Below are 25672 nucleotides of genomic sequence, written 5' to 3' on the forward strand. Positions count from 1 at the left end.
TCGACCAATCCTTGATCTATAGTTTGCCCCTGACAGGTCCGCACCCCGAGGTTGCCGCCGTGAACGACATGCAATGGGCCCCCATCGGCTCCGAACCCCTGCCGCCGCCACTGCCGTCGACGCAGGTCGATTTCACCGGCGACCGCTCCGTGTTCCGGAAAATGGTCACCAAAGGTGCCATGCTGGAGCTCGTCACCTTCGGCTTCTACCGGTTCTGGCTGGTCACCGACATCCGCCGCCATCTGTGGTCGAACACCGCGATCGACGGCGATGCCGCCGAATACACCGGCCGCGGCAAGGAGCTTTTGATCGGCTTCCTGTTCGCACTCGCGATCCTGATGCCGATCTACCTTGCCTATTTCCTCGTCGGTATCGAGTTCGAGCGCTGGCAGGGCTTTGCCTCGACGCCGCTGTTCATCAGCTTCTACGCCTTCGGCCAGTTCGCGATCTTTCGCGCGCGGCGCTACCGGCTGACCCGCACGGTCTGGCGCGGCGTGCGATTCTGGATGGACGGCTCGGGCTGGGCTTATTCATTCCGTGCCATGGCCTGGGGCCTGCTGGTGTTCCTCACGCTCGGCCTGGCGCTGCCCTGGCGCGAGGCTTCGCTCGAACGCTACAAGATGCGGCACACCTATTATGGCGATCTGCGTGGTGACTTCGAAAGCGACGGCTGGACCTTCTTCAAGCGCGGCTGGTGGCTGTGGCTGCTCAGCCCGGTCGCGCTCGTCGTCTTCCCGCTCGCCCCGTTCTTCTACGCCGAGTTCAAGGCGCGCGAATGGCGCTGGTGGCTCGACGGCATCCGCATCGGCGGCGTCAGCCTGTCCTCGGACCTCCCGCACAACGCGTTCTACGGCCTCTATTGGAAGGTGACCGGCTGGTCGCTGCTGCTGAGCACCATCTTCGGCTTCTATATCGGCGGGGCCACCGCTCTCGCTGTCAAGCTGAGTGGCCTTCCGGTCCAGCAGCTATTGGGTCCCAATGCTCACGCGAAGAGCATCCCCATGCTGGTGATGATGGTCGTCGGCTATTTCGCCCTCGCCCTTGCGCTCAACATCGTCATGCGGGTCTATCTGCAGCGCGACATCTGGGCCAGGGTGCTGGAGACCGTCGAGGTGCACAACATCGGAGCCGCGGCGGACGTGCGTGGCAGCGGCGAGCTTGCCAGCGCGCTCGGCGAAGGTTTTGCCGATGGGCTCGATGTCGCGGGATTCTGAGCTGTGAGTGAGTTGTCCACCGAGGCGCCGGCGCAGTCGGCCAAGCCGACCATCTTCTTCGATGGCGTGTCGAGCCGCCGGCGTCAGGTGAGGCTGGCGCTCGGGGATGCGCTCGAGATCGCTGAGGAGGGCGGGGCGCCGGTTCGCTGGGCCTATGCCGACATCCGCCGCGCCGACAGTCCGGCGGGCATCCTGCGGCTTGCCTGCACGACCGCGCCGCCGCTGGCGCGGCTCGAGATCCGCGATGCCGCGCTGGCCGCCGATGTGACCGCGCGCTGCATGCGCCTCGACGAGCACCAGACCTCGCGCCGCGGTATCGCAAAAATCGTCGGCTGGTCGGTGGCGGCCGCCATCTCCATCGTCTGCGTCGTCCTGTTCGGCGTGCCGCTCGCGGCCGATCGTCTCGCGCCGCTGGTGCCGAAGCCGATCGAGCGCCGCATCGGCGATGCCTCCGAAGTCCAGGTCAAGACCATCTTCGGCCGCAGCGTGTGCCAAGACCCCGCGGGCAAGGCCGCGTTCACGAAGCTCGTCAACCGCCTGCGCGATGCCGCGGGCCTCGACGACGATGCCATGACCGCTGGCGTGCTGCCGACTCCGGTGCCGAACGCGTTCGCGCTGCCCGGCGGCAAGGTGTACGTGCTGCGGGGGCTGCTCGACAAGGCGCAAGACCCTGATGAACTCGCCGGCATCCTCGCCCACGAGCTCGGCCATCTCAAGCATCACGACAACATGCGCGGGCTGATCTACAATGGCGGCACCTCGTTTCTGATCGGCCTGCTGTTCGGCGACATCACCGGCTCATCCGCCGTGATCTTCGCTTCGCGCAGCGTGGTCGAAGCCTCCTATTCGCGCGAGGCGGAAACCGCCGCCGACACGTTCGCGATCGAGATCATGCACAAGCTCGGGCGCTCGCCGAAGCCCGCGGCCGAGCTGATGTTCCGCATCACCGGCAAAGAAGGCGGGAGCGGATTTACGATCTTGGCGAGCCACCCACTCACCGAAGACCGTCTCGCGCGCATGACGAAGGAGGACCGCCCCGCCAGCGGCCCGCCGCTCCTGACGGACAAGGAATGGCAGGCGCTGAAAGGGATCTGCGGCAGCGGGAAGATCTGAGCTTTTCCCTCCGGAACAATCGCTCCAGACAGGCATATCCTCTCTGACAACGACAGGATGTATCGCATGTCTTATGGTCGCTTTGCCGCGATGATCGCGGCTTCCACGCTGATCATGTTCGGCCTGATGTACCTCAACACGTTCGCCCTGGATCACGTCTGGTACAGCCAGACCCGGACCTGGATGGCGCTGCTGATGGGCGCAGTCATGGCCATCGTGATGCTCGGCTTCATGTGGGGCATGTACCGGAACCGGACCGCGAACGTGGTCATTCTGATAGCGGGTGCCGCCGTGTTCGCAATTTCGCTCTGGCTCGTTCGCAGCCAGGAGACGGTGTCCGACGTCGCCTACATGAAAGCGATGATCCCGCATCATTCGATCGCGGTGCTGACGAGCGAGCGCGCGCACATCCGCGATCCACGCGTGCGCAAGCTGGCTGACGGCATTATCGAGGCGCAAGTGCGGGAAATCGGCGAGATGGAACGTCTGATTGCCGACCTCAAGCAAAAGCCGGCGCCGGCCGATGCAAAGGACCTGCCGCCGAGACCGCCAACCTGAGCGGCGAGAGCGCGTTACTTCGCCGGCGCGGCCGGCGCATTCGAGCCCGTGGTGACGTTCGGCGCAGTGCTCGGGTTCGAGGTCGTTGTCTGCGGACCAATCTCGCGTCCATTGTAGAAGAACACGGCCGCGACCACGGCGATCACGAAGATCGCGCCGATTGCCCAGCCGATCGGACTGTTGCGGCGGGTTCCGTCAACCCTGCGGTCGTCATCCTGATAGGTCATGTCGCTCTCCATCATCCAGCGGAGAACCGCGCAGGATGGAAGGCGTTCCTAGAGCATGATCCGGAAAAGTGCGCAGCGGTTTTCCGAAAAGATCATGCTCAAACAACAACCTAAAGCGCGACGACGATTCGTCGCGCTTTAGCGCGTGCCGTAGGCGCGGTCGCCGGCGTCGCCAAGGCCAGGCAGAATGAAACCATTCTCGTCGAGGCCTTCGTCGACCGCAGCGGTCCAGATCGGCACGTCCGGATGCAGTCCGCGCAGCCGCTCCAGGCCTTCCGGCGCGGCAATCAGGCAGGCGAGGCGGATGTCCCTGGCGCCGCGTTCCTTCAACCGGTCCACGGCGGCGACGGCGGTGTTGGCGGTGGCGACGACAGGCGTCACAACGATGGCGAGGCGCTCGCCGAGATCGGACGGCGATTTGAAGAAGTACTCGACTGCGGCAAAGCTGTGCGGCTCGCGGTAGAGGCCGATATGGGCGACGCGCGCGGTCGGCACCAGGTCCATCATGCCGTCGACGAAGGTGGTGCCGGCGCGCAGCATCGGCACGAACACCAGCTTCTTGCCGGCGATTTTGGCCGAATGCATCGTTGCGAGCGGCGTCTCGATCACGGTGTCCGTGAGCGGCAGGTCGCGCGTCACCTCATAGCAGAGCAGCATGCCGATCTCCTTGATCAGCTCGCGAAACGATTTGGTCGAGATGGACTTGTCCCGCACCAGCGTCAGCTTGTGCTGCACCAGCGGATGATCGACGATGGTGACGCCTTCCATGATCGGATGCTCCTGAAATGATCAATGCGCAATGCGCTAGAAAACCGTGCCGTCGCTGATCACCTTGAGCGGCGGCGAGCCGTCGGGACGGCGCGCAAACGCAATGGCGCGGCCCGCGGCCCAGGTGCCGCCTTCGAGGATGCTGGCGAGCGGCAAGGTCTCAGGCGTGCGGCCGAGCTTGGCGCGAACAAGTTCGCCAACACGGTCCAGCAGCGCGACAGTCAGCGCGCGCCATTCGACGACGAGCAGCGAATCGACCGCATGTGCGCGTTCGGCATCCGCGGCATCGCGCAGGCGCAGCACCTCGTGATCGACGAACAGGCCGCCATTGCGGTACTCGGCAAGCCCGGTCAGGCCGTCGATGTCCGTCACCTCAAATCCGGCGCGCTGCAGCGGCTCGATCAGCGAATAGCTCAGCCATTGCGACAGCTTGTGCAGCGGAACGAGGCCGGCGGTCGCATCGTCGGCCTCGATCGCGGGATGCCGCCAGCAATCGCCGAGCGGAATTCCTGCAAGCTCGAGCCGCGACGGCCAGATCGGCCCGAGCTGGTTCAGCACGGCCGACAGGATGGCGGGCGCCGCGATAGCGCCGCCATTTGCCTGCGCCGCGATGTGGTCGAACAGGCCGCCCGGCCGCGGCGTGTCCTGCATGCCGAAAATATCCGCGCGCTGCGCAACCAGCTTGCCCAGACGTCGCAGCAGATCGGTACGTCCTTCGAGCCCGAGCAGCCGATTGGTATCGTTGACCTGAAACGCCGAGGTGAGGGAGGCGAGCGGCAGTTTTGCAAGCACATTCGCATCCGCCCTGAACGGCGCATGTGCGTCGCCCGAGAACAGACCGCTGGCGAACATGTCGAGGCTTGCGATCGCGAGCCCCTCCGACCGGCCGATGGCCTCACCCGTCAGGGCGTCACGATAGCGCCACGCAGCGCCCGCGCCGGCGTCGAGCAGCACGCTGACAATGGCAAGGTCGAACTCCGCGCGCGCCCGCGCCGCGCGGTCGGGCCACGGTGTCGCGTCCGCGAGCCGCGCCCAGCGGTCGACGCCGCCAAGCACGAAGTGGCGCCAGCGCGCATGGAATGGAATCTCCAGTGTCGGATAGGCTTTTCGCGTCACCGCGAGCACCGCCTCCGCAACGCCGTCCATCCGGTCGAGATCGATCGTGAAGTGGCTCAAGCCGCCGGCAAGGCCGATCTCGAGCATCTGCCCGGCCCGTGCGCGCACCGCCTGTGCGGTGAGCAGCGAGCGAGCGTGCAAGTCCAAAGCGTCCGCCATCACCGATCAGTATTTTTCCAGCGAACGCCCGACCACGCCGTCGACGTCCTTCTCCGGCGCGATGTCGGTCGAGTAATAGCCGGCGGCCTTCTTGGCGGCGATCTCGACATAGGCGTCGGCCGGGATCAGCTCCGGCGGGATCGGCACGCGCTCGACGATGTCGATGCCCTGCGAGGTCAGCGCGTCGTACTTCATGTCGCTCATCGACAGGAAGCGGTCGATGCGCTTCAGGCCGAGCCAGTGGATCGTATCCGGCATCAGCTGCTGGAAGCGGGCGTCCTGGACGCCGGCGACGCATTCGGTGCGCTCGAAATAGGCGGCGGCCGCATCGCCGTCCTCCTGGCGCTTGCGCGCATTGTAGACCAGGAATTTGGTGACCTCGCCGAGCGCGCGGCCTTCCTTGCGGTTGTAGACGACGAGCCCGAGCCCGCCCTCCTGCGCACCGCGCGCGGATTCCTCGATACCGTGGATCAGATAGGGACGGCAGGTGCAGATGTCGGAGCCGAACACGTCGGAGCCGTTGCACTCGTCATGGACGCGGCAGGTGATCTTGGTGCGATGGTCCGGCAGCTTTGTCACATCGCCGAACATGTAGACGGTGGTGCCGCCGATCGGCGGCAGGAACACCTTCAGGTCCGGGCGCGTCACCAGCTCCGGGAACATGCCCGCGGTCTGCTCGAACAGCGTGCGGCGCAGCTCGGTCTCGTTGGTGGCAAAGCGCTCCGCAAGGCCCGGCAGGTACCAGACCGGATCGATCGCGATCTTCACCACGGAGACGCTGCCATTGGCGTGCACGACCTCACCGTCGGCGCGCAGCCGCTTTTGCGCCAGCGCCTCCCGGATCTCCGGCAAATCGAGCCGGGCCCGCGTCACCGCGATGCTCGGGCGGATATCGACGCCCTCGGCGATGTCCTTGCCGAAATTCTCGGCGACGAGATGCCCCCATGGATCGAGCGCGACGATCTTTGCGGGATCGCGCCATTGCTCGAACGGGCCGATGGTCGCGGCCGGAAAGGTGTTGGTGAGATCGGGCCGGCGGATCGGATCGAGCGCGCCGGCGGAGACTGCGAGCGCGCGGTACATCGCATAGGAGCCGCCGTGGCTGCCGATCACGTTGCGGTCCCCGGCGCGCGACACCGTGCCGATGATCGGCCCTCGCGCCCGCGCATCCGCGGCGCCCCAATGGATCGGGTAGGCGGCTTTCTTGCCCGGCTCCGGATGGGAGGTGAGGCGGATATGCTCGGTACGGTTCGCGCGGCTCATGGCCAAACTCCCAAAAAGCCAACGGCCCGCCGCTCGGACGGGCCTGGCTCGGTCGCGTCGGCGGTCGAGGACCAGCGACGCAAGCTCAATCCAACATATTGTAGCGGCCAGCCACGACAGACAAGTTAATCGTGCGCGGCAGGCAGCCACCGTTCGCGTGCCCGCCTCGATCGGCGAACGACACCGGAACGCGTCTTATATCTATGTAATCGTTCGATTTTTTGAAGGGGCGGCGTCCACGCCGTCGAAACAGGTGGCTGGATAAAACCTGCGTATTCGGACATATCGGGCGGATCGCCCTGGAGAACGCCATGCCCGCCGCCAGCTATATCGACCCCCGCAATGGAAAGCTTTACCCGCTCGACCAGCCGCGCTGGTGCTCGGACGAGCGCACGCCGCTGCTGGTGACGCCGGGCGCAGGCATATCGCGGGAGGACATCGACAGCCGCGCGCGGTCGCTCTGGCGCTATCGGGCGGCGCTGCCGGTCGAGATCGCAAAGCCGATCACGCTCGGCGAAGGCTGCACGCCGCTGGTCCAGCAGGATTGGGGCGATCTGCGCCCGTTGTTCAAGCTCGAATGGTTCAATCCGACCGGCAGCTTCAAGGACCGCGGCTCGGCGGTGATGCTGTCGTTCCTGCGGCAGATCGGCATTGACGCCATTCTGGAGGACTCGTCCGGCAATGGCGGCTCGTCGATGGCGGGGCTGGGTGCTGCCGGCGGCATACGCGTGAAGATTCTCGCGCCCGCCTCGACGTCGCCGGCCAAGATCGCGCAGGTGCGCGCTTACGGCGCGACCGTGCAGCTCGTCGAAGGCCCGCGCGAGGAATCGGAGGCCGAGGCTATCAGGCAGTCGAGCCAGACGTTTTACGCCAGCCACAACTGGCAGCCGTTCTTCCTCGAAGGCACCAAGTCGCTCGCCTATGAGATCTGGGAAGACCTCGGCTTCCGCGCGCCTGACAACGTCATCGTTCCCGTCGGCGCGGGCAGCAGCCTGCTCGGCTGCGCCTTCGGTTTCCGCGAGCTCTTGAAGGCCGGCCAGATATCGAAGCTGCCGCGGCTGTTCGCGGCGCAGCCGCTCAACTGCTCGCCGATCGACGCGAGCTTTCAGGCCGGCGTCGACACGCCTGTTACGCGCGAGGTGAAGAAGACCATCGCGGAAGGCACCGCGATCAAGAATCCGCTGCGCCTGCGCGAGATCATCGCCGCCTTGCGCGAGAGCGGCGGCGGCACCATTGCGCTCACCGAAGACGAGATCGTCGCTGCCCTCCGCCGCCTCGCGCGTCAGGGTCTGTTCGCCGAGCCGACCAGCGCCAGCGCAGCCGCGGCGCTGGAGAAACTCGTCGCCGCCGGGGCCATCAAGGCGAGCGAGACCACGGTTGCGGTCCTTACCGGCACCGGCCTCAAGGCCGCAACCACGGTGGCCGATCTCGTGGAGTAGAGCGCAGCGGGCGCTTACCCTCCCCTGGAGGGGGAGGGTCGGCTCGCTGTCCAGACCGGATAGATAGGTAACAGAGTAGACCGGATGGATGGGTGACAGTTCTCTGTCGGCTGGGAGGATCAGCCGATGCCTTGGCGGGAGAGCTGTACAATGGACGAACGAGTTCGCTTCATCTCGGATCAGCGAACCGGCTTGTGGACGATGACGGAGCTTTGCGAGCGCTACGAGATTAGCCGCAAGACCGGTTATAAGTGGCTGGAGCGCTACCGGTTGGAAGGACCTGCCGGGCTGGCGGATCGCTCCCATGCCGCGCGGGTTCATGGACGGGCGACACCACAGCACATCGTGGATGCGATTGTGGGGCTGCGGCTTGAGCGGCCGAGCTGGGGACCGCGCAAGATCGTCAGCAAACTTGAGGCTCGCCAAGGGGACGTCGATTGGCCGTCGGCCTCGACGGCGGGCGGGATTCTCAAACGGGCGGGACTGGTGAGCAACCGTCGGACCCGGCGGCGTGCGCCGCCGCGCATGGGGCAACTGACGGTGCCTCAGCATGCCAACCATGTATGGGCGCTCGATCACAAGGGCTGGATCCGCCTGGGCGACGGATCTCGCGTTGAACCGTTCACGGTGACCGATGGCTTCAGCCGCTATTTGATTAGCCTGGCGGCGACGGGCAGCACGCAACATGCCGAGTGCCAACCGCTGCTGGAGCGGGCGTTTCGCGAGTACGGCTTGCCGCAGATCATCCGCTCCGACAACGGCTCGCCGTTCGCCTCGACCGGAACCACGGGCCTGACGGCACTGTCGGTATGGTGGATCAAGCTTGGCATCCGCCATGAACGGATTGATCCCGGCCATCCACAGCAGAACGGCCGCCACGAGCGTTTTCACCTCACGCTTCTGGAGGCCATGCAGCCGCCGCCGCCGACCCAGGCCGCGCAGGCTCGTCGCTTCGCGGCATTCGTGCGCGACTACAACGAAGAACGACCGCACGAGTCACTTGGCCAGCGCCCACCTGCCAGCGTCTATCAGCCTTCGTCTCGTGCGATGCCGAGGCGGCTTCCGGAGCCGGATTATCCAGCCGAAGCCGCGGTGCGCCAGGTCCGCTCCAACGGCGAGATCAAGTGGCGCGGCGAACTCATTCACATCTCCAGCGCTCTCATTGGTGAGGCCGTTGCCGTCGAGGAGGCCGCCGATGGGCAATGGCAAGTGCGCTTCTTCCACATACCGATCGGCATCATCGACCAGAAAACACGCAGGCTGCGGCGCTGCGCTAGCGCAGCGCCGCAGCCGACCAAACCATGAACGATTGTTACCTATCCATCCGGTCTGTTTTGTTACCCATCCATCCGCTGGACATCGCGATCGAGCGAGGCGAGATTGCGAGACGGGGTGGGGTGACAGTCCCTCCACCGATGCGGTGCCCGAGCGGAGAGATCACCCCACCCCGCTCGCGCTACACGCGATCGACCACGGGCGAGCTACGCTCGTCCCGGACCCCTCCAGGGGAGGGTAAGAGCCCCCTCACTCCTTCAGATCATTCACCTGCTTCACCCAGGCCCGGACGTCCGCGAGCACTTGCGGCAGCACGGCCTTGACCTCCGGCACGGTCATGCCGGCCTTGATGCGGGGATCGTAGAGCAGATTGAGGATGTACTGGTCGTAGACATCGAAATATCCCATCGAGACGTTGTCGTTGAACATGGTCCAGGGCACGCTCGTGGTGTCGTTGATCGGCCCGAGCGATTGCAGCAGCTCCTCATAGGCGCAGTCGAGGAAGGTGAAATCGCCGTTGTCGACGGTGAGGATGACGTCGGAATGCTCGATCTCGAAATTGTCGTTCTTGCGGAAGCCGGACAGGCATTGCGGATCGAGCGAGGCGCGAATCTCGCGCGCCTTCTCGGCGCCGTAGAAGCTGGTGAGAGTCCGGAAGAAATCGCGGTCGCGCACGAGCTTCACCCGCACATTCGCCGCCTCGCTGGTGCCGGTCATGGCGATGTCGAGATGCTGCACGCGTGCGCCGATGTCGGCGACGACTTTGGCGAGCTGCGTCTTGCGGTCGGCGCGGTCGCTCTCGGCGTAGACCCGCACCGGCCCATCGAACTTGCGGATGCGGTCGACGCGGCCGGCGAGGTGGTATTCGGCGCCGAACGCCGTCTTCAGGAAACCCTCGACGATCTCGCCGTCGGTGAAGCTCTTCTTCTCGCTGCGCTGGCGCGCGGCGATCGCCGGCAGTTCGCCGGCGGCCGCGATGGGGGCGATGTCAGCAACATAGGTGAGCACTGCGAGCGCCAGCAGGGCGAGGCGGAAGGCAGCCGAGGGCTGGTTGAATGCGCTCATCGTCGCGCAACGCTGCCGTATTCGCCTCGCGCGCACAAGTCCGCAAATTCACGCGTTGGGCGGGTTCCCGTAGTACGTCGCGCTCCGCTCAACCTCTCCCGCTTGCGAGAGCTTTGCTTAATTGGATGTGCGGAGGTAGTTCCCGCTGCCGGGCTTTTTTTGCGCAGCGTCTGACGGCGCACGGCATGGAACGGTTGCGTTTTGGTGGCGACGGATGGCTTCGGGCGACGACGGTCATGCTGCAGCTCCCACAGCAGACAGCACCGCCCATCGTTTGAGATTCATGGCGAGGCAGATCAGGCGCAGATGGGTCTGGTTGCGCGCCAGGCCCAGATAGCGGGCGCGCGCCCAGCGGTAGCCGCCCTTGAGGCGGGCGAAGACCTGCTCGACCGGCGCGCGCCGCTTTCCCACAGCGTCGTTGAAGCGCTTCTGCCGCTCGGTCAGCGGATGATGCTTGTTGGGGCGGAACATCAGCCGCGGCTTGATGCCTCGCGCACGAAGGCCGCTGCGGCGCTCGTGCTTGTCATAGGCCTGGTCGGCATACACCGCCTTCTCATCACCGCAGATCAACTCGTCGGCGGGCACCGTGTCGTTGACCGCAGCATCGGTCAGCTTGCTGCGGCGGATGATCGCCGAGCCCTGGTCGATGCCCACATGTGCCTTGTAGCCGAAGTATCGTTTGCCGCCCTTCTTGGTCCAGCGCGCGTCAGGATCGCGCTTGCTGTTGACCAGTTTGCTCGGCGCCAGACCGTCCGGGCCGGGCGGTTGCGGATCCTCTGGCGGCTTCGGCGGCTTCACCGCCGCCGGGATCAGGCTCGCGTCGATCAACGTGCCCCGGCGCAGCACCAGCCCGCGCGCGTCGATCTGATGCAGGATCTCGGCGAACAGCTTCTCGTCCAGACCGGCCTGCTGCAAAGTCTCACGGAAGCGCCAGATCGTCGTATGGTCGGGTGTCTCGTCGCTCAGCACAAAGCCGCAGAAATCGCGGAACGAGGCGCGGTCATCGAGTGCTTCTTCGAGTTCCGGATCGGACAGCCCATACCATTGCTGCAGCAGCAGCGCCTTGAACATGACCAGCCGCGGATAGGGCGGCGAGCCACGCTCCGGCTCCGGAAGGCCGCGCAGCACGCGCTCCACAGCCGCCCAGTCGACCAGCTCGGAAATCCGCCTCAGCACCGGGCTTCCTTTTCCTCGCCGCGATACCAGCGCATCCGCGAAGCCCGGTTGCCCAACCTGTCGATATGCCATTCCGAGCCCCCTCCGAACTTCGGCCCTAGAGAATCGCAGATTCGCCCTTTATGCAAAGCTCTCGCTTGCGGGAGAGGTTGCCGTGGCCGGGCGATGCGAAGCATCGTCCCGCGCGGCGGGTGAGGGTTCTTTCCTCTGGGGGATTGTCCCGTTGCGGAGATACCCTCTCCCCGACCTCCCCCGCACGCGCGGGGGGAGGGAGCGCACCATCGGTGTGGCCCTAGTTGTTCAGCACCACCACGGGGGTGCCGACCGAGACGCGGCTGTAGAGGTCGGTGACGTCGTCATTGGTCATGCGGAAGCAGCCGGAGGAGACCGCCTGGCCGATCGTCTCCGGCTCGTTCGAGCCGTGGATGCGGTACAGCGTCGATCCCAGATACATCGCGCGGGCGCCGAGCGGGTTTTCGATGCCGCCCTTCATGTGGCGCGGCAGGTCGGGCCGGCGGGCCAGCATCTGCGAGGGCGGCGTCCAGTCCGGCCATTCCTTCTTGGCGGTGATCCTGTGCACTCCGCCCCAGCGGAAGCCGTCGCGGCCGACGCCGATGCCGTAGCGCAGCGCCTGGCCGTTCTGGAGCACCAGATAGAGCCGCCGCTCGGCCGTGTTCACCACGATCGTGCCGGGGGCGTAATTGCCGTTATAGATGACGGTGGTGCGGGGAATCGGGCTGGAGCCGCCCTGGAAGAAGTTCGGCCCGCCCCCCATGACGTCGCGCGAATCGAAAAATTCGGCGCGTGCGCTGCCCGCCAGGACCGAGAGCAGTGCGATGGCGGCAATCGGCGCGGCAAAAAACCGGATCATTGTCTCCCCCAGCAAAAATCGATTCAACGAAGGCCAGAGGCCATATTTGCGGGCTTTTCGCAAGCCACGGCCCCGTGAGGGCGCCATGCTTAACGATTGGCGTTACCAAATCGGCAACCGCGCCAATTTGCCGGAAAGCGGTTAGAGCGTTTTCAAGCGAAGTGGATGCCGGTTCGCATAAAGAAAACGCGTCAAAACAAGAATCTGATGCCCCGTTCCGATCCCATCGGAACGGGGCATTAGCCAAGCGAGCGCGTCGTCATGCGGGGCAGGGCCGCGATGCCGGCTATTGCTTTGACGGGACGCGCGAACAATGATTGGTCGGAAGGATATTTGAACCCAGCCGGTTGCAGGAGCTGACGGATGAACGGTGCGGAAAGCCTGGTGCGGACGATGGTCAAGGGCGGGGTCGACGTCTGCTTCACCAACCCCGGCACCTCCGAGATGCATTTTGTCGCGGCGCTCGACCGCGTTCCCGGCATGCGCTGCGTGCTCGGCCTGTTCGAAGGCGTGGTGACGGGCGCCGCCGACGGCTATTTCCGCATGAAGGGAACACCGGCCTCGACGCTCTTGCATCTCGGCCCGGGCCTCGCCAACGGCCTTGCCAATCTGCACAATGCCAAGAAGGCCAATTCCGGCATCGTCAACATCGTCGGCCAGCATGCGGTCTACCACATCGGCTACAACGCGCCGCTGACCTCCGATATCGAGGGCCTGGCCCGGCCGATGTCGTCCTGGGTCCGCACCTCCCCTGATTCCAAATCGGTCGCCGCTGACGGCGCCGCCGCGATTGCGGCGGCGAAAAGCGCGCCGCCGCAGATCGCGACCCTGATCCTGCCCGCCGACACCGCCTGGAACGAGGCCGACGGCATCGCCGAGGTGCCGGCCGAGCAGCAGCGCGCGAGCTATTCGCCGCAGGCGGTCGAGCAGGCCGCAAGAATCCTTCACACTGAGGGCGAGGGCACGCTCTTGCTGATGACCGGCAGCGCGCTGAGCGAAAAGGGCTTGGCGCTGGCTGAGCGCATCGCCGGCAAGACCGGCTGCACCGTGATGGGGCCGACCTTCCGTCCGAAGATGGCGCGCGGCCGCGGCCGCTTCTCGATCGACCGCATCCACTACGTGATCGAGAACGCGCTGCCGATGCTGGCGAAGTTCCGCCACATCGTGCTGGTCGAGTCCGACGATCCCGTCGCGTTCTTCGCCTATCCGAACAAGCCGAGCATGCTCAAGCCCGAGGGCTGCGAGGTGCATCGCATGACCTCCTGGGGCGAGAATTCGGTCGCAGCGCTCGAAGCGCTCGCCGGCGCCGTGAAGGCCAGCCCCAAGGACGTCAAGCCGCAGGCATTGGCCGAGCTGGTCAAGCCGACCGGCGCGCTGACCTTCGCCTCGATCGCGCAGGCGATCGCCTGCGCCATCCCCGAGAACGCGATCATGGTGGATGAGTCGCTCACCACCGGCCGCGGCTTCTTCCCGCCGACGGCGGCGGCCGCGCCGCACGACTGGCTCCAGAACATGGGCGGCTCGATCGGCTTCTCGACGCCGCTGTCGATCGGCGCGGCGATCGCCTGTCCGGACCGCAAGGTCATCACCATGGTCGGCGACGGCAGCGCGATGTACACGATCCAGTCGCTGTGGACGCAGGCGCGCGAGAACCTCGACATCGTCACCATCGTGTTCGCCAACCGCATCTACCAGATCCTGCGCGGCGAGTTCGACAATGTCGGCGCAGGCGAACCCGGCCAGCGCGCCAACGACATGCTCCGCCTCGACCGCCCGACGCTGGATTTCGTCGCCTTGGCCAAGGGCATGGGCGTGCCCGGCCGCGCCGTCACCAATGCCGACGAGTTCAACAAGGCGCTGGCCGAAGCCGTCGCCGAGCCGGGGCCGCGGCTGATCGAAGTGCAGATGTAGGATGTCTTTACCTCTCCCCGCCCTTCTGCGGGGAGAGGTCGGATCGCTATGGCGCGCAATTGCGCGCCTGAGCGATCCGGGTGAGGGGCAAGGCGGGCTGCGAACCCGGGCAATAGTCTGTCCGACTCGCACGCCGCAAGCGTTCGACCTATCATTCAATCGAGTTTGCGGAGACGGCCCTCACCCCAATCCTCTCCCCGTAAGAACGGGGAGAGGGAGCAAGAGACCGGACGAAACGCACAAGGTCGAAATGGGCCCGGAGGCACGATGCAGACCGAGCTGAACAAGGTGATCGCGGCGCTCCGGGACTTCTACGCGCAGGAAGCATTTTTGTTCGAGAAGGACATCGGCGAGCGTGCGATCACGCATCGCTTCGCCGTGCATCTGGAGAAGCAATTTTCCGGCTGGGCGGTCGACTGCAACTACGACCGGCTCGGCGAGCGCACGCTGCATCTGCCGCACGGCACCATCATCTCGACCGACGATCATCTGGGCAAGTCGATCTATCCCGATGTCGTGGTGCATCAGCGCGAGATCCCGAACAATCTGCTCACTGTGGAGATCCGCAAGGCGAGCAACCACACCCCGCTGGAGCACGACCAGCACAAGCTGAGGGCGCTGACCGATGCGCATGTCTGGTTCGCCTATTGGATCGGCGCGCTGCTGGTGCTGGACAAGCAGCATGTGACGATGTCGGAGGTCTATGTCAGCGGTCACGTCGACGAGCCGCTTTCGCGCTGGTTCGCGGCGCGGCTTGTGGAGAATGGTCTTGGAGCCGCGCCTTAGGGGGTGTGCTTCCCCCGGGCCAAAACATCGAGGGCTATTGGCATCGGTTATGGATCGTGGCTGCGGAAGACGAACGACACGTGATGACGTTCCGTCCTGTTGGTTTCTGCGTGAAATGTGTCAACGTTGCAGTCACAAGTTTTCAGCAGCTTGGTGGAAATGTTCGGAGATGCGCACGTTGATGCAGGTGGCAGGGTTTAGATGGAGAACAGCCATGCGAGCGCTTTCTGTGGCAGTGCTTGCCATACTTCCACTGATATCGATACCTGCTGCCGCCCAGCAGCAAACGGGCGCGACGTCTCAGGCCGGTGTGGACCAAAACGTGCAAACTGAAGCCGATAAGGGCATAAAGACCCGCAATTCCGGCGAATCCGGCTATGTTGCCAATCAGGATAGGCCTGGCGCGGCTTCTCATGCACCGGGAGAGACAACCAGCACGGTCGGAACGACAACCGGAAGCAGTACGTCCGGCAATCAGTCAAACATCAACAGTTCGCAGGCCGATTACAATGCTTCTCTAAAGGACGGCTCTGCGCCGAAGAAGTAGCGAACTTCGAAGACGGCAAGGCGTTTCGCAGTTCCGAGGCACAATCAAAACCGCCCGTGGCAGCCAGCGCCACAAGAACTGAAACCCGCGAGCAGCCCAAGCGGGTTTCTTGATTTACGCCGCGGGGTGTTGCCCCGGAGATGTCCGTTCCTGTGAAGGAGATCTCCATTCCCGTGAAAAAGGCCGACATGATGTCGACGCGACTTGAGCGTGAAAGGCCGCTCGCGTGACGCGAGCGGCTTTTCATCGTCCGTCGCAAGTTCAGTGCAGCGGATCGCCCTGGCCGAGCGCGTAGGCGACGAGGTCCTTAAGTGCGAAGCCGGAGCCGGTCACCGGCGTCCATTGCGGGTCGAGCGACAGCACGGACGAATTGTCGCCGAACAGCATGCCGAGGAAGACCTCGGCGACGATGCGGCCGCCGACGGGGCCGAGTTGCGGCGTGTTGACGGTGCCGGGCCCGCCGGTGACGGGAATCGTGACGGCGGTCTGGAACTGCCGTGCTTCGGCCAGGATATAGGTCCAGAGCGGGCAATTGCCGGCAAACACGCCGTTCGCGATGGTTGCGATCTTGGTTTGCGGATCACCCGCGCCGGGCTCGTCAACGGCCCTGCCGATGATGATCTGATCGTCGTTCAGCGGCGTCAGGTGCATTGCCCTGGCGACGGCCTGGCCGGAGGGGAGGCCGAGCCGCCAGCCGCGCTCGAGATTGCGCAGCGCCAGCGAGGCCGGATTGGACGCGACCTCCGGCGGCAGCTTGCGCAGCGGATCGACCAGCGACGTGTCGATGCGATAGGCGAACTGAAGCCGCCGCTTGTTGTCGGGATTGGTGTCGTCGTTCTCGTCGCCGAAGGCGCGTTTGTCGATGTCGATGAAGCGGCCCCAGTCGATGGCGCGTCCCGGGCCCATGGCGCGGAAGCCGGTCAGCGCGTTCGTGTCGGGATTGTTGGGGTCGGGGAAGATCTGGAGCAGCATGTTGTCGGCGTTGTTGAGCCGGTAGCCCGGGCGGATCATGGAATGCCCGAGCCGGTAGGCGGCGACCGAGAACTCGACCGGCATGAACGGATAAGTGTGCCAGTGGTAGTAGGCGAGCTTGCTGCGGTCATAGTGGCCCGCGGTCTTCAGCCCGTTCAGAACGTCGGCGTGGACGATGCGCGGCAGGAAGTCGTTCAGCACGACGTATTGATAGTGGAAGCGGACGCGCTGCTGCACCTCCTCGAACGACAGGCTGTCATTGTCGTCGACCATGCGGTTGTGAAAGCGCAGCATCAGGGCCTGAAACTGCGAGACGATGCTGTTCTCGTCGTTGCGGGGATCGCCGATCAGCGCGCGGCCCTTGAAGCGCGGCAAGTCGCTGGCATCGGATACGCCGGCGCCGGTCAGCTTCTCGCCGAGCAGGAACTTGATGCCGTCATACATGTAGGGCTGGTCGTTCGGACCGCGGCCATAGAGATTGTCCAGATCGAGCGACGGCGTGCGGAAGTCGACAAGCCCGTCAGGATCCTGCTGCTTGGTTAGCGAGCTGACCGGATCGAAGGTGATGTCGTGGTCGATGAACTGGCCGAAATAGGTGTAGAGCGCGGGAATGCCGCTCTCTTCGGCGTCCGGCCCGTTTTTCGGCGCATCGAAGCTGCCGATCATCCTGTCGGCGAGCGCCGACAGGTTGCCGACATTGTCGGCGTCGTTGGCGCCGAATTTGGCCGGGCTGAGGTTGCGGAACATGCGGCCGAACCGGCCTTGCGAAAGCGGCGAACGGGTTGCGTTCAATCCGCGCGGAACAATTGCGTGGCGGCTGCTCATTTCAAATTCCTCCCTGAAAAAGTCGCGACAACGAATAAAGCTCAAGTTGTTGGCCGTGGAATATGCAGGCGAAGCTAGATCAGGGATTCTCGGGCCACAAGCGGTCGCTTCACACAGTTCGCGATATCGATGCTGCTCCGGAGCAGAGCATTGCGAGCAAGCTGTGGGTGTGCTTTGCAAATTCTTCCCTGAGCGATGACGGATAACATTCTCGTCATCGACAGGCGCAAGCAGCTGGCGCAGTGCCGGCTCGCCCGCGTGTCGGCGAAGCGGATCGCATTTGAAGATTGTGGCGCGGCGCGCATATGCGTGCAGCGCGCAATGCTGTCAGGAGTCGCGCTGCTGCGAGAACGCATGCGATGATGAGGCAAGTCGCGCTGAGCAATGTGATCTCGGCCACAGTTGGCGGGCCTGGGCCGGCCTATCGTCAACAGGCTTGCACGCGTCGATCCGGCAGGCCTACGCTTGGCTTCATTCGGGTCAGGCAATTTGGAGGTTTTGATGCAAAGGTCATATTTACTGGCTGCGACAGCAGCGCTGGCGCTTCTTGCGCAAACGCCGCTCGCTCTGGCGCAGGGCACGCCGGCTGCCGGCGGAACCGCCGCGCCTGCGGCAACAACCACCGCGCCGGCTGCGACGACGACAGCGCCCGCGGCGACAACGTTGACGCCGAGCGCAACCGACGCGTCCAGCCAGTCATCCGACTCCAAGAAGAGCGCGTCGAAGAAGCCGGCGAAGAAGAAGATGACGCGGCAGCAGGAGATCGACCATTCCGTCGATACCGGCACGGTGCCTGCGCGCTACCGCAGCTCGGTGCCCAAGCAGTACCAACAATATATTCCGTTCGATAAGCAGTAGCGGATCGCACGGCGGCGCGACGCGATCGGCCGTTGCGCCGCAAGTGCTGTCGATGGATTTGTCCTTCGAAAGACAGGGCTGGCCATGCAAAATCCGGCCGCACATGCCCGGTGGCGGCCGGCGCGAGCGGTGCTAGAGTAGGCTAGAGCCGTGGGAAGTGACGTGGGGGGGACGCGACGGAATGAGCGACGAGAAGGATGCTGGCCTTGTGGCCATGATCAGCAGCATCCTCGGCGGCAACAGGCGCGCAGACAATGTTGCACCGCCGCTCATCGAGACGCCGCCGACGGCACCAATAAATGGATTCGAGCCGGCCGCCGTGCCCATCCTCGATGCGGAGGCGGCCAAGCCAGAGACCGCATCTGCGCCGGCCGCGCCGAAGCCGGTCGAGCCGCCGGCGAAGATCGCGAGGACAGCGGACGGCAAGCAGTTGCTGCCTGCGGAAGCGATCGCCGATCTCGTGCTCGGCGAGCTGCGCAAGCTGGAGGACTTTCCCGCGACCGGCGCCTCGGTCACGGTCTACGGTTACAGGCACTGGAACGCGATGATCACCTTCGCGCCGTTCTCGACCAGCTTCCAGAACGCGACCCGGTTCCGCCAGGCCGTGCCGGACCTCGTCTTCAAGCTCCGCCGTTTCGTCGAACTTGAGATATAGTCAGGCAAATCGCCCGCGGCGCCAACGCGCCGCGATCGCCAGACACGTTCGACAGGATCTTCGAATTGAGCGTCGCCTTTACCAAGGAAGAAAGCGCCGAGACCGCGTCCGAGACGCTGCTGCCGGATCGTCCGATCTCGCCGCATCCAAACCTCGTGACGGAAGCGGGCTTGCAGGCATTGCAGACGCAGCTTCAGGACGCGCGCGCGGCCTATGAAGCCGCGCAAGCCATCGAGGACGTCAACGAAAAGCGCCGGCAGTCCGCGGTCCCCCTGCGGGACGTTCGCTATCTCACCGAGCGACTGCGCACGGCGCAACTGGTCCCCGCTCCGGCCTCGACCGACATCGTCGCCTTCGGCAGCACGGTGACCTTCAGCCGCCCCGACGGCCGCGTGCAAACCTATCGTATCGTCGGCGAGGACGAAGCCGATCCGAAAGCTGGATCGATCTCGTTCGTATCGCCGGTTGCGAAGTCGGTGATGGGGAAGGCGGTCGGCGATGTCGTCGGTGCGGGGAGCCAAGAGATCGAGATTTTGGCGATAGCGTAAGGGCACAGGGCGAGGCGAAGGGGTGCGGATTTGGGAGGCAATCTGCGAGCAAGATCAAAATTCCCCAAGAAAAGAAGCGATTGAGTTATGAACACGACCGACGCAACACTTATGGGGAAAATCAGAAAAGCAGCCGAAAGAATATTCCGCACAGCAAGCAGATCTCGCATCAAGACGAGCGTCGCTCCGTGCGACAAGCTCTCATTCCCGCGCAGGGGGCCGTTGTAGATGAAGTGGCCGACGAAGCGCAGTCGCAAGCACTGCGCAAAGGCTGGATGAAGAAGCTTGAGGCATTTCGAAAATCGCCTGATCGCCCGCTGGGAGAAGTCATTGAGCGACGGTTACGTAGACGGACCAGCAAAAAAGAATAGTCGCCTGATCCTCTTCCGGATGCTGCCATCATGCTCCTGTTTTGCCCGACGGGTCAACGCGATTTCGGAAAATACGCAACCCATTGATCCGACTGAGGTCGGCTACTGTGCATGGGGTTGTTTTCGAAATTTTTGATTGAGACGGGTCTCGAACGCCGTAAGGCCGCGATGACGATCCGCAACCGGCAGGGTTCAGGAGGATGGATGGTGGGCGCACAAGGGATCGAACCTTGGACCTCTCCCGTGTGAACCACAATCCGTAGACCCGAGCCAACCAAATCCGGCCATAGTTGAGGTGTAAAAACTCTTTTTACTTGAATGTGTTGTGGCCATGTTGGACCATAGGAGCCCATAGGTGGCCTTACTACATTTTGTATGCCCCCGTTGTGCCCGTCGCGGATTTTCCCTTGGGGCACAAAAAACGGGGGAGGTCTGAGACCCGGTCTGTTCGAGGGCTGACCGCCCCTCTTGCGGGGCACACCGGGCCACACAGAGAGAGGCAAGAAATCATGACGGCGCCAGCCAACCAGCTGACACTCACTGATGCGGTGATCCGCAACGCAACGCTGCCGCCGGGTAAGGCGCAGCATTATCTCCACGACGACAAGCTGCCCGGCCTCGCCTTGCGCATGCGCGCCACCGGCGGCCGGACCTGGGTCTTCCTCTTCACCAAGCCGGGGGTGAGGGGGACCCAGCGCAAGACTCTCGGTGCGTGGCCCAAATATAATGAAAAGGCCGCGCGCAAGGCCGCCACCATCGCCGCAGGCGAGGTCGTCAAGGGCTTGGACCCGAACGACGCGAAGCGGGAGGCGAGGCGGCAACAGGCAGCCGAGAAGCAGCGCACCACGCTCGCGACCCTCATTGTTGAAGATGGTCCATACCAGACGTCCCTGACCGAACGTCAAGTTGTAAACTGGAAGCCAGCAATGTCGGCGCTGCGGCGCGGGCTCAAGGATAACGCCGAAAGCGGTGTGGGGGACCTGACGCGACGGCAGATCATGGCTGCGGTCGACAAGATTGCCAAGACCGGCAAGCGCGGTGCAGCTAGGGACTTGCGCAAGCACGTGCATACCTTCCTCGAATGGTGCGTCGGCGAAGGTTACGTCGAGCACAACGTGCTCGCTGGTTATCGCGCGCCCAAGGAAACCCGCGCGCAAAGGATCGGACGCCGAACGAAGGGTCGCGCGCTGACCGATGAGGAAATCATCAAGGTTTGGGATGCATGCGGCAAGCTCGGGGCTTTCGGTCTTCTGGCACGCATGTGCCTGCTTGGTGGCCCGCGCCGCAGCGAGCCTACCATGATCGAGTGGCGAAAGCACATCATGGACGAGCGTATCACCTTCGATGCGGCGTGGACCAAGATGGGCTTGCACCACGATGTACCGCGCACTCACCTAGTTGACGAGGTGCTCGCGGCCGCGAAACATTTCCAGCGGGCAACCTCCGACTATGTCTTCCCGTCACCGAAGACCGGCGGCCAGATGTCCGGGTTCACCAAGATGGTCAACCGCCTGGTCAAGGAAGCGAGCGTCGCCAAGTTCACCATGCATGATCTAAGGCGCAGCCTGCGCACCATCATGTCACGCTGTGGCTACGACAACGAAATCCAGCGGCTGTGTGTTGGGCAAAAGCCAAGCGGAATCGATCAGGTATACAATCACGACGAACAGTGGATCATCCGCAAGATGGCGTTCGAAGCGGCTCACGACTACATTGCGGAGTTGGTTGGCGCCAAACGGGTCGGCAAAATCGTGCGCTTGCAGCGGACGAACCCGCTTGACCCGATCAAGGCCGAGCTCCTCGGCCGTCTCCGTGAGCATTATGCGGCTGAGGCGTCTTAGTGGTTCTATTGCGCTGGGCCAGATAGTCGCGCACTGCGTCGACACGATAGAGCGGCCGGCCATCGACGTAACGCCATTTCAGCGGGTGGTTCGGATGCCTCCGCCACTGCTCCAGCGCGCCGGGCGTGCGCCGGAGAACGGCAGCTGCCTCCAACGCCGTCAAATTAGAGCTCCCCGGCAGAGTATCGATATCGAACGGCGCGGGCGGCGGCATGCCACGGTTCTTGCGACCGCGCTTCGTGGGCCGGGGCGTTTCCGTGCGATCTGGCGACCCTAACGCCTCGATCCGAGTTCTCTCGTCCTTGCCGTCCATGTCTCCCACCGAACCTCGACCGGCCTGGGTAATAGGATCGCAAATCTTGCCAGCAAAAAAGAAATCTAGGGCGCCGGTGCGGCTGCTGGATGCCGTGGCGTACGAATAGGACGAACGATGCGAAGTGTCGCTCACCCTACCAGGCAGATGTAGGGCGGGCGGCATCAAGCGTTGCACATTAGGCAGCCGAGAGCACGCCATGGCGCATTGTGCCCCCCGCGGTATTCTTGGCAGGTCGCCCAGTCTGCCCCTACATCGGTCAGATTACTTCAAGTTCGAATTGGCCCACCAGCAATTGCTAAAACAATTCAATAGTTGCGCAAATCCCCGCAATACTGCCGTCGAGAGAGTTCACGGATGTACTAACACATAGAGTCAGCCGATGGAGAGTTGCGCCTCAACGCGGCTGTGCTAGTACGCCACTCTCGAATCGAGGAGCTAAAAGTGGCGAAGAAGGCAAACAAGACGGCTACGAAGAAAGCAATGCGTCGCGAATACACAAAGGCCGACGTGAAAGAGCTGCGCGCTCATTCGAAAGAGAAGACGCCGGTTGCAAAAATCGCGAAGCTCACAAAGCGCTCCGAAGGCTCACTCCGCCAAAAGGCACTCAAGCTCGGAATCGGGCTCGGTCACCAGCGCTAGAGGCGGTGTCATGAGGCTCTTCAATAGAGTGTTCTCGACCAGAACATTGCTGCAAATCATCTGCGTTCTCGTCGCTGTTGTCGCAATGAAAGTTGTTGAGCGCTCACTATGACTTCAGCTGGGCAACCGCAGTTAGCGGTTGACTAGAAGCACCTGGAACGCTGAGCAGAAAACAAGCCCATCGAGTGGCGAGCTATCACGAGCCGTTCAGGCCTGCGAGGCGCCTCCAGCCGCAAGGTCAGGAGGCCGGTCAAAAATCAACTGGGGCGATTTCCCGACATGCCCGGCAGGCCTCAAACCATCGATCAGGCGGTTATGAGCGGCAGAATATCGATGGACTTCTTGATTTTGCTGCACTTTCGTTGCGTTTCAATCGTCTTCGTTGCGTTTTGTTCGCGCTGTTTCTGGTGCGACACTGGTGCGGTTGTATCTTGACCTTTGTTCTGTGGAACAGGAGGTCGGTGGCTCGAGCCCACCCAACTGTACCATCAAAATCAATAACTTACTCTAGCAAGCGCTCGAAGCCAAAGTCGGCTAGCTACCATATAGCTAGCATGGCAACGGGGGATGCGGTGCGGTGATAACGCGACAACGCAAGTCAGTTCCGGCGACCGAAGGCAAGCGAATTCCCTACACCAACGTACTGGCTGATCGCGGCGGCGTGTCCCCATCCGGTTCGTAATGCGCTACCCACGAAATGTTGGTTGTCACCGGCGAAGGTGAAGGTGCGTTCTGGACCAAACTCGGTGCGGCCTGGCCTCATGACGATGGCAAGGGTTCAACGTTGAACTGATCGCCTTATCCGTCAGCGGCCGGCTTGTCATCCGGGAGCGCAAGGTGGGAGCGCCTGAGCGGATCCACGGTCGGCGTTTCCCGCCGGTCTCGCAAATAGCTTTGTGCGATTCTTCCCAGAGCAGCGGCTAGGCACGCTGCCGCGGTGAGGGAAACCATTTTCCAAGACTCGGAAATGGTCGAAGCCCGTTGAGAGCTAATGACTCGCAACGTGCAATGCTATTTGCCCCACATAGGCGACGATGTGGGGCTTTGGCTTAGTCAGCGGAGTTGAGCCGCTCCTCATTTCATGATGACACTCAGCTAATTAGCTGATATGCTGTTATAAAATACAAGAGGCCAGAGCCAGAGAAAGAATATGAGTCTAGATATGTCGTCCTTCGGACGCGCAATCGCTTCAGCACGCAAGCAGAGGGCCATGAGTCAAAAGGAGCTGGCGGCAAAGGTCGTTAAGGAAGACGGCGAAGCTATAACTCCCCAGTATCTGAATGATATTGAACACGATCGAAGGAATCCTTCATCGGATCATCTGGTAAGTGAGTTTGCAAAGGTTCTGAAAATAGATCCGCTGGCTTTGTACGGACTGATTGGAATGCTCCCCGAGCAAGACCGGAAGCTCATAAGAAAGTCCACTCCCGACCAGGTCAACCAAGCGTTCGTTGCGTTTCGGAGGCACTTGAAAGGATAGCTCTTGAGGTACGTTCGCGACACGATGCATGGGTTTCGGGAAAGGCCACACTACGAGCCTGCCGAGCTTGATTCCATGTTTGAGAAGATCGTGGCGGAACATTTGCGGAGCAAGCACGGCAAGGTCGAATTTCCCATCTCGACCGACGATATTACCACCCTGATCGAACGCGATGTGGCAGATCTCGACCAGTACGCTGACCTGACGATATACGGCACCGGCGTGGAGGGCGTGACGGAATTCGCCCGCACGGGGAAGCCGAAGGTGTTGATCTCCAATGATGTTCACAGGGTCGAGAACCGGCTGCGCACCACCCTCACCCATGAATACGGACACGTTATCCTGCACGCCTACCTTTTCGCACTGGAGCAGCGCCGGCTACCGGTAGACGGCAATCGGAAGCCCAATGCCATCTATTGCAAGCGGGACACGATGATTTCCGCGAGCAAGACAGACTGGATGGAGTGGCAGGCCGGATATGTATCCGGCGCCGCCCTCATGCCGAAGACCTACGTCCAGAAGATTGTTGGTGAAATCCAGCGGGAGCGCAACATTTACGGGCCCTCGCTGCCGACGAGTGAGAACGGCCTAGCGCTTATCGGCGCGGTCGTGAATGGCTTTTCCGTGTCGCGCGAAGCGGCCACCGTGCGACTGAAGATTCTTGGCTTCCTTGGTCAAGAACTCGCGACGGGCAACCTTTTCTCCTGAAATCAATGGTTTGCCAGCCTATTGACTCGGCTGTCGCTTGGCGTAAAATACGCTAATCAGCATATCCGCGGACTGTTTGATGAAGGAGACGGCAATATGAGCGAAGCGAATCAGGAAGGTCATCAGGAGCCCATTGAGGCGGGGCCCAAGGGCCGCGAGGCCTGCGGGCATGATGAAGTCAAAGCCCTGCACGACGTTGAGGAGGCCAAGGCCGACATCGACAAGGCCAAGGGGGAGATCCGGCACGGGATGGAAGACCTGAACGCGGCAGAGCAAGAGTTCGATACCGCCGAGCATGAGCTTGAGGAGGCCCACCACCACCCGAAGGTCATTCATTTCTCGGTAGACGGGGAGAACTACGAGACCGAACAGCGCAACTGGACGCCGAACGAGATCATCAAGGACTTTTCCGGTCTGGATATCGCGACCCACTACCTCATCGAAACCGATCCCCATCATCAGGCCAGCTTTCAGGGCAAGGGCGACGTTCCCTTCCAGTTGCACGAGGGCGCGCGCTTCCAGGTGATCTCAGTCGGGCCGGCTCCGGTCTCCGACGGGACCGCAAGAACCGGGGTGCCCTTCTTCATGGCGGGTCTGAAATCACTTGGTTTCAATCCCACGGTCGTCCCCGGCAAGTCCGAGCACGTCTACTTCGCCTATGAAATCCCGACCGGCAATTTCGCCGGGCGGCAGGTGCAGCTTGGCTTGATCGTGCCGGCGGATTTCCCGATGACATCGCCCGGCGGAATCCACGTGTCGCCGAGGTTTTATCCCAACCGGGGCGGAGGCACACACCCGACGGGTGGCATTCACGACAGCGCGGACTTTCAGAACGCGCTGGGCGGTGAATGGCAATACTGGTCTCGCCCCTACAGCAACTGGGGCGCCGCGAAGAAGGCGGTAGCCACCTACATGAGCCACGTCTGGAAATTGTGGGACACGCAATGACAAAGGCCGTCCGAGGTGCGGCC

Annotated in this window: 25 protein-coding genes; 17 read left to right on the forward strand and 8 right to left on the reverse strand. The window is 63.2% G+C overall.

Going from position 1 to position 25672, the window contains the following annotated elements:
• Positions 1-59: 59 nt before the first annotated feature.
• The 3 genes from JJB99_RS07675 to JJB99_RS07685 all read left to right on the forward strand — a co-directional run bounded on the left by JJB99_RS07675 (position 60) and on the right by JJB99_RS07685 (position 2885).
• The gene (locus tag JJB99_RS07675) at positions 60-1214 is read left to right on the forward strand and encodes a YjgN family protein (RefSeq protein ID WP_433995773.1); all 1155 of its coding nucleotides are present in this window, start codon (positions 60-62) and stop codon (positions 1212-1214) included.
• A gap of 3 nt (positions 1215-1217) precedes the next feature.
• A complete protein-coding gene (locus JJB99_RS07680; protein ID WP_200498203.1) occupies positions 1218-2327 on the forward strand; it encodes a M48 family metallopeptidase in 1110 nt (369 codons plus the stop codon).
• Between the two features lie 66 nt (positions 2328-2393).
• Entirely contained in the window at positions 2394-2885 is a 492-nt protein-coding gene (locus tag JJB99_RS07685; RefSeq protein WP_200498204.1) for a DUF305 domain-containing protein, read from the forward strand.
• Positions 2886-2899: 14 nt separating this feature from the next.
• Here JJB99_RS07685 and JJB99_RS07690 read toward each other — a convergent pair whose 3' ends face one another.
• The 4 genes from JJB99_RS07690 to JJB99_RS07705 all read right to left on the reverse strand — a co-directional run bounded on the left by JJB99_RS07690 (position 2900) and on the right by JJB99_RS07705 (position 6418).
• Complete coding sequence (locus JJB99_RS07690) at positions 2900-3112, reverse strand: hypothetical protein (RefSeq protein WP_200498205.1); 213 nt, start codon at positions 3110-3112, stop codon at positions 2900-2902.
• A 138-nt stretch (positions 3113-3250) separates the two neighbouring features.
• Positions 3251-3880 carry a uracil phosphoribosyltransferase gene (gene upp / locus JJB99_RS07695; protein WP_200498206.1) on the reverse strand — a complete coding sequence of 210 codons (630 nt, stop codon included), beginning with the start codon at positions 3878-3880 and terminating at the stop codon, positions 3251-3253.
• 36 nt (positions 3881-3916) lie between these two features.
• A complete protein-coding gene (locus JJB99_RS07700; RefSeq protein WP_200498207.1) occupies positions 3917-5155 on the reverse strand; it encodes a URC4/urg3 family protein in 1239 nt (412 codons plus the stop codon).
• 6 nt (positions 5156-5161) lie between these two features.
• Positions 5162-6418, reverse strand: coding sequence for a GTP cyclohydrolase II (locus JJB99_RS07705; protein WP_200498208.1), 1257 nt, complete (start codon positions 6416-6418; stop codon positions 5162-5164).
• A 311-nt stretch (positions 6419-6729) separates the two neighbouring features.
• Here JJB99_RS07705 and JJB99_RS07710 point away from each other — a divergent pair, with 311 nt between their 5' ends.
• Positions 6730-7857, forward strand: a complete 1128-nt coding sequence (locus tag JJB99_RS07710) for a threonine synthase (protein WP_200498209.1) — start codon at positions 6730-6732, stop codon at positions 7855-7857.
• 150 nt (positions 7858-8007) lie between these two features.
• The gene (locus JJB99_RS07715) at positions 8008-9162 is read left to right on the forward strand and encodes an IS481 family transposase (protein ID WP_200493737.1); all 1155 of its coding nucleotides are present in this window, start codon (positions 8008-8010) and stop codon (positions 9160-9162) included.
• A 219-nt stretch (positions 9163-9381) separates the two neighbouring features.
• Here JJB99_RS07715 and JJB99_RS07720 read toward each other — a convergent pair whose 3' ends face one another.
• The 3 genes from JJB99_RS07720 to JJB99_RS07730 form a co-directional block, all read right to left on the reverse strand.
• Positions 9382-10197 (reverse strand): DUF2927 domain-containing protein, encoded by an 816-nt coding sequence (locus tag JJB99_RS07720; protein WP_200498210.1) that lies wholly within the window; start codon positions 10195-10197, stop codon positions 9382-9384.
• Positions 10198-10431: 234 nt separating this feature from the next.
• Positions 10432-11445 (reverse strand): IS5 family transposase, encoded by a 1014-nt coding sequence (locus JJB99_RS07725; protein WP_200496530.1) that lies wholly within the window; start codon positions 11443-11445, stop codon positions 10432-10434.
• A gap of 220 nt (positions 11446-11665) precedes the next feature.
• Positions 11666-12244 carry a L,D-transpeptidase gene (locus JJB99_RS07730; RefSeq protein WP_200498211.1) on the reverse strand — a complete coding sequence of 193 codons (579 nt, stop codon included), beginning with the start codon at positions 12242-12244 and terminating at the stop codon, positions 11666-11668.
• 363 nt (positions 12245-12607) lie between these two features.
• Between JJB99_RS07730 and JJB99_RS07735 the strand changes: the two genes are divergently transcribed.
• The 3 genes from JJB99_RS07735 to JJB99_RS07745 all read left to right on the forward strand — a co-directional run bounded on the left by JJB99_RS07735 (position 12608) and on the right by JJB99_RS07745 (position 15488).
• A complete protein-coding gene (locus JJB99_RS07735) occupies positions 12608-14155 on the forward strand; it encodes an acetolactate synthase large subunit (protein WP_200498212.1) in 1548 nt (515 codons plus the stop codon).
• Between the two features lie 267 nt (positions 14156-14422).
• The gene (locus tag JJB99_RS07740) at positions 14423-14941 is read left to right on the forward strand and encodes a hypothetical protein (protein WP_200498213.1); all 519 of its coding nucleotides are present in this window, start codon (positions 14423-14425) and stop codon (positions 14939-14941) included.
• Positions 14942-15155: 214 nt separating this feature from the next.
• Positions 15156-15488: a hypothetical protein gene (locus tag JJB99_RS07745; RefSeq protein WP_200500470.1), complete on the forward strand. Its 333-nt coding sequence runs from the start codon at positions 15156-15158 to the stop codon at positions 15486-15488.
• A 261-nt stretch (positions 15489-15749) separates the two neighbouring features.
• Here the strand turns inward: JJB99_RS07745 and JJB99_RS07750 are convergent, their stop codons facing one another.
• Positions 15750-17285: a peroxidase family protein gene (locus JJB99_RS07750; RefSeq protein WP_200498214.1), complete on the reverse strand. Its 1536-nt coding sequence runs from the start codon at positions 17283-17285 to the stop codon at positions 15750-15752.
• A gap of 501 nt (positions 17286-17786) precedes the next feature.
• On the opposite strand from JJB99_RS07750, the gene JJB99_RS07755 reads away from it, so the two are divergent.
• From JJB99_RS07755 to JJB99_RS07795, 9 genes are all read left to right on the forward strand, one after another.
• Positions 17787-18143, forward strand: a complete 357-nt coding sequence (locus tag JJB99_RS07755; RefSeq protein ID WP_200498215.1) for a hypothetical protein — start codon at positions 17787-17789, stop codon at positions 18141-18143.
• Positions 18144-18324: 181 nt separating this feature from the next.
• A complete protein-coding gene (locus JJB99_RS07760; protein WP_200498216.1) occupies positions 18325-18798 on the forward strand; it encodes a hypothetical protein in 474 nt (157 codons plus the stop codon).
• Between the two features lie 65 nt (positions 18799-18863).
• Entirely contained in the window at positions 18864-19346 is a 483-nt protein-coding gene (gene greA / locus JJB99_RS07765) for a transcription elongation factor GreA (protein ID WP_200498217.1), read from the forward strand.
• 80 nt (positions 19347-19426) lie between these two features.
• Positions 19427-19717 (forward strand): hypothetical protein, encoded by a 291-nt coding sequence (locus tag JJB99_RS07770; protein ID WP_200498218.1) that lies wholly within the window; start codon positions 19427-19429, stop codon positions 19715-19717.
• Positions 19718-20226: 509 nt separating this feature from the next.
• Complete coding sequence (locus JJB99_RS07775; protein ID WP_200498219.1) at positions 20227-21558, forward strand: tyrosine-type recombinase/integrase; 1332 nt, start codon at positions 20227-20229, stop codon at positions 21556-21558.
• Positions 21559-22315: 757 nt separating this feature from the next.
• A complete protein-coding gene (locus JJB99_RS07780; RefSeq protein ID WP_200498220.1) occupies positions 22316-22513 on the forward strand; it encodes a hypothetical protein in 198 nt (65 codons plus the stop codon).
• A gap of 1162 nt (positions 22514-23675) precedes the next feature.
• Positions 23676-23993, forward strand: a complete 318-nt coding sequence (locus JJB99_RS07785) for a helix-turn-helix domain-containing protein (RefSeq protein WP_210347641.1) — start codon at positions 23676-23678, stop codon at positions 23991-23993.
• Between the two features lie 75 nt (positions 23994-24068).
• Entirely contained in the window at positions 24069-24701 is a 633-nt protein-coding gene (locus JJB99_RS07790; protein WP_200498222.1) for an ImmA/IrrE family metallo-endopeptidase, read from the forward strand.
• Positions 24702-24797: 96 nt separating this feature from the next.
• Positions 24798-25649, forward strand: a complete 852-nt coding sequence (locus tag JJB99_RS07795; RefSeq protein WP_200498223.1) for an E2/UBC family protein — start codon at positions 24798-24800, stop codon at positions 25647-25649.
• Positions 25650-25672 lie beyond the last annotated feature (23 nt).

The sequence above is a fragment of the Bradyrhizobium diazoefficiens genome, from assembly GCF_016616235.1.
GTDB lineage: Bacteria > Pseudomonadota > Alphaproteobacteria > Rhizobiales > Xanthobacteraceae > Bradyrhizobium > Bradyrhizobium diazoefficiens_H.

What these genes read in the sequence shown, in the direction of transcription:
- JJB99_RS07685 (WP_200498204.1), top strand. Translation starts at nt 2,394, where the DNA reads ATGTCTTATGGTCGCTTTGCCGCGATGATCGCGGCTTCCACGCTGATC.
- JJB99_RS07690 (WP_200498205.1), bottom strand. Translation starts at nt 3,112, where the DNA reads ATGACCTATCAGGATGACGACCGCAGGGTTGACGGAACCCGCCGCAAC.
- upp (WP_200498206.1), bottom strand. Translation starts at nt 3,880, where the DNA reads ATGGAAGGCGTCACCATCGTCGATCATCCGCTGGTGCAGCACAAGCTG.
- JJB99_RS07700 (WP_200498207.1), bottom strand. Translation starts at nt 5,155, where the DNA reads ATGGCGGACGCTTTGGACTTGCACGCTCGCTCGCTGCTCACCGCACAG.
- JJB99_RS07705 (WP_200498208.1), bottom strand. Translation starts at nt 6,418, where the DNA reads ATGAGCCGCGCGAACCGTACCGAGCATATCCGCCTCACCTCCCATCCG.
- JJB99_RS07710 (WP_200498209.1), top strand. Translation starts at nt 6,730, where the DNA reads ATGCCCGCCGCCAGCTATATCGACCCCCGCAATGGAAAGCTTTACCCG.
- JJB99_RS07715 (WP_200493737.1), top strand. Translation starts at nt 8,008, where the DNA reads ATGGACGAACGAGTTCGCTTCATCTCGGATCAGCGAACCGGCTTGTGG.
- JJB99_RS07720 (WP_200498210.1), bottom strand. Translation starts at nt 10,197, where the DNA reads ATGAGCGCATTCAACCAGCCCTCGGCTGCCTTCCGCCTCGCCCTGCTG.
- JJB99_RS07725 (WP_200496530.1), bottom strand. Translation starts at nt 11,445, where the DNA reads ATGGCATATCGACAGGTTGGGCAACCGGGCTTCGCGGATGCGCTGGTA.
- JJB99_RS07730 (WP_200498211.1), bottom strand. Translation starts at nt 12,244, where the DNA reads ATGATCCGGTTTTTTGCCGCGCCGATTGCCGCCATCGCACTGCTCTCG.
- JJB99_RS07735 (WP_200498212.1), top strand. Translation starts at nt 12,608, where the DNA reads ATGAACGGTGCGGAAAGCCTGGTGCGGACGATGGTCAAGGGCGGGGTC.
- JJB99_RS07740 (WP_200498213.1), top strand. Translation starts at nt 14,423, where the DNA reads ATGCAGACCGAGCTGAACAAGGTGATCGCGGCGCTCCGGGACTTCTAC.
- JJB99_RS07745 (WP_200500470.1), top strand. Translation starts at nt 15,156, where the DNA reads ATGCGAGCGCTTTCTGTGGCAGTGCTTGCCATACTTCCACTGATATCG.
- JJB99_RS07750 (WP_200498214.1), bottom strand. Translation starts at nt 17,285, where the DNA reads ATGAGCAGCCGCCACGCAATTGTTCCGCGCGGATTGAACGCAACCCGT.
- JJB99_RS07755 (WP_200498215.1), top strand. Translation starts at nt 17,787, where the DNA reads ATGCAAAGGTCATATTTACTGGCTGCGACAGCAGCGCTGGCGCTTCTT.
- JJB99_RS07760 (WP_200498216.1), top strand. Translation starts at nt 18,325, where the DNA reads ATGAGCGACGAGAAGGATGCTGGCCTTGTGGCCATGATCAGCAGCATC.
- JJB99_RS07775 (WP_200498219.1), top strand. Translation starts at nt 20,227, where the DNA reads ATGACGGCGCCAGCCAACCAGCTGACACTCACTGATGCGGTGATCCGC.
- JJB99_RS07785 (WP_210347641.1), top strand. Translation starts at nt 23,676, where the DNA reads ATGTCGTCCTTCGGACGCGCAATCGCTTCAGCACGCAAGCAGAGGGCC.
- JJB99_RS07790 (WP_200498222.1), top strand. Translation starts at nt 24,069, where the DNA reads ATGTTTGAGAAGATCGTGGCGGAACATTTGCGGAGCAAGCACGGCAAG.
- JJB99_RS07795 (WP_200498223.1), top strand. Translation starts at nt 24,798, where the DNA reads ATGAGCGAAGCGAATCAGGAAGGTCATCAGGAGCCCATTGAGGCGGGG.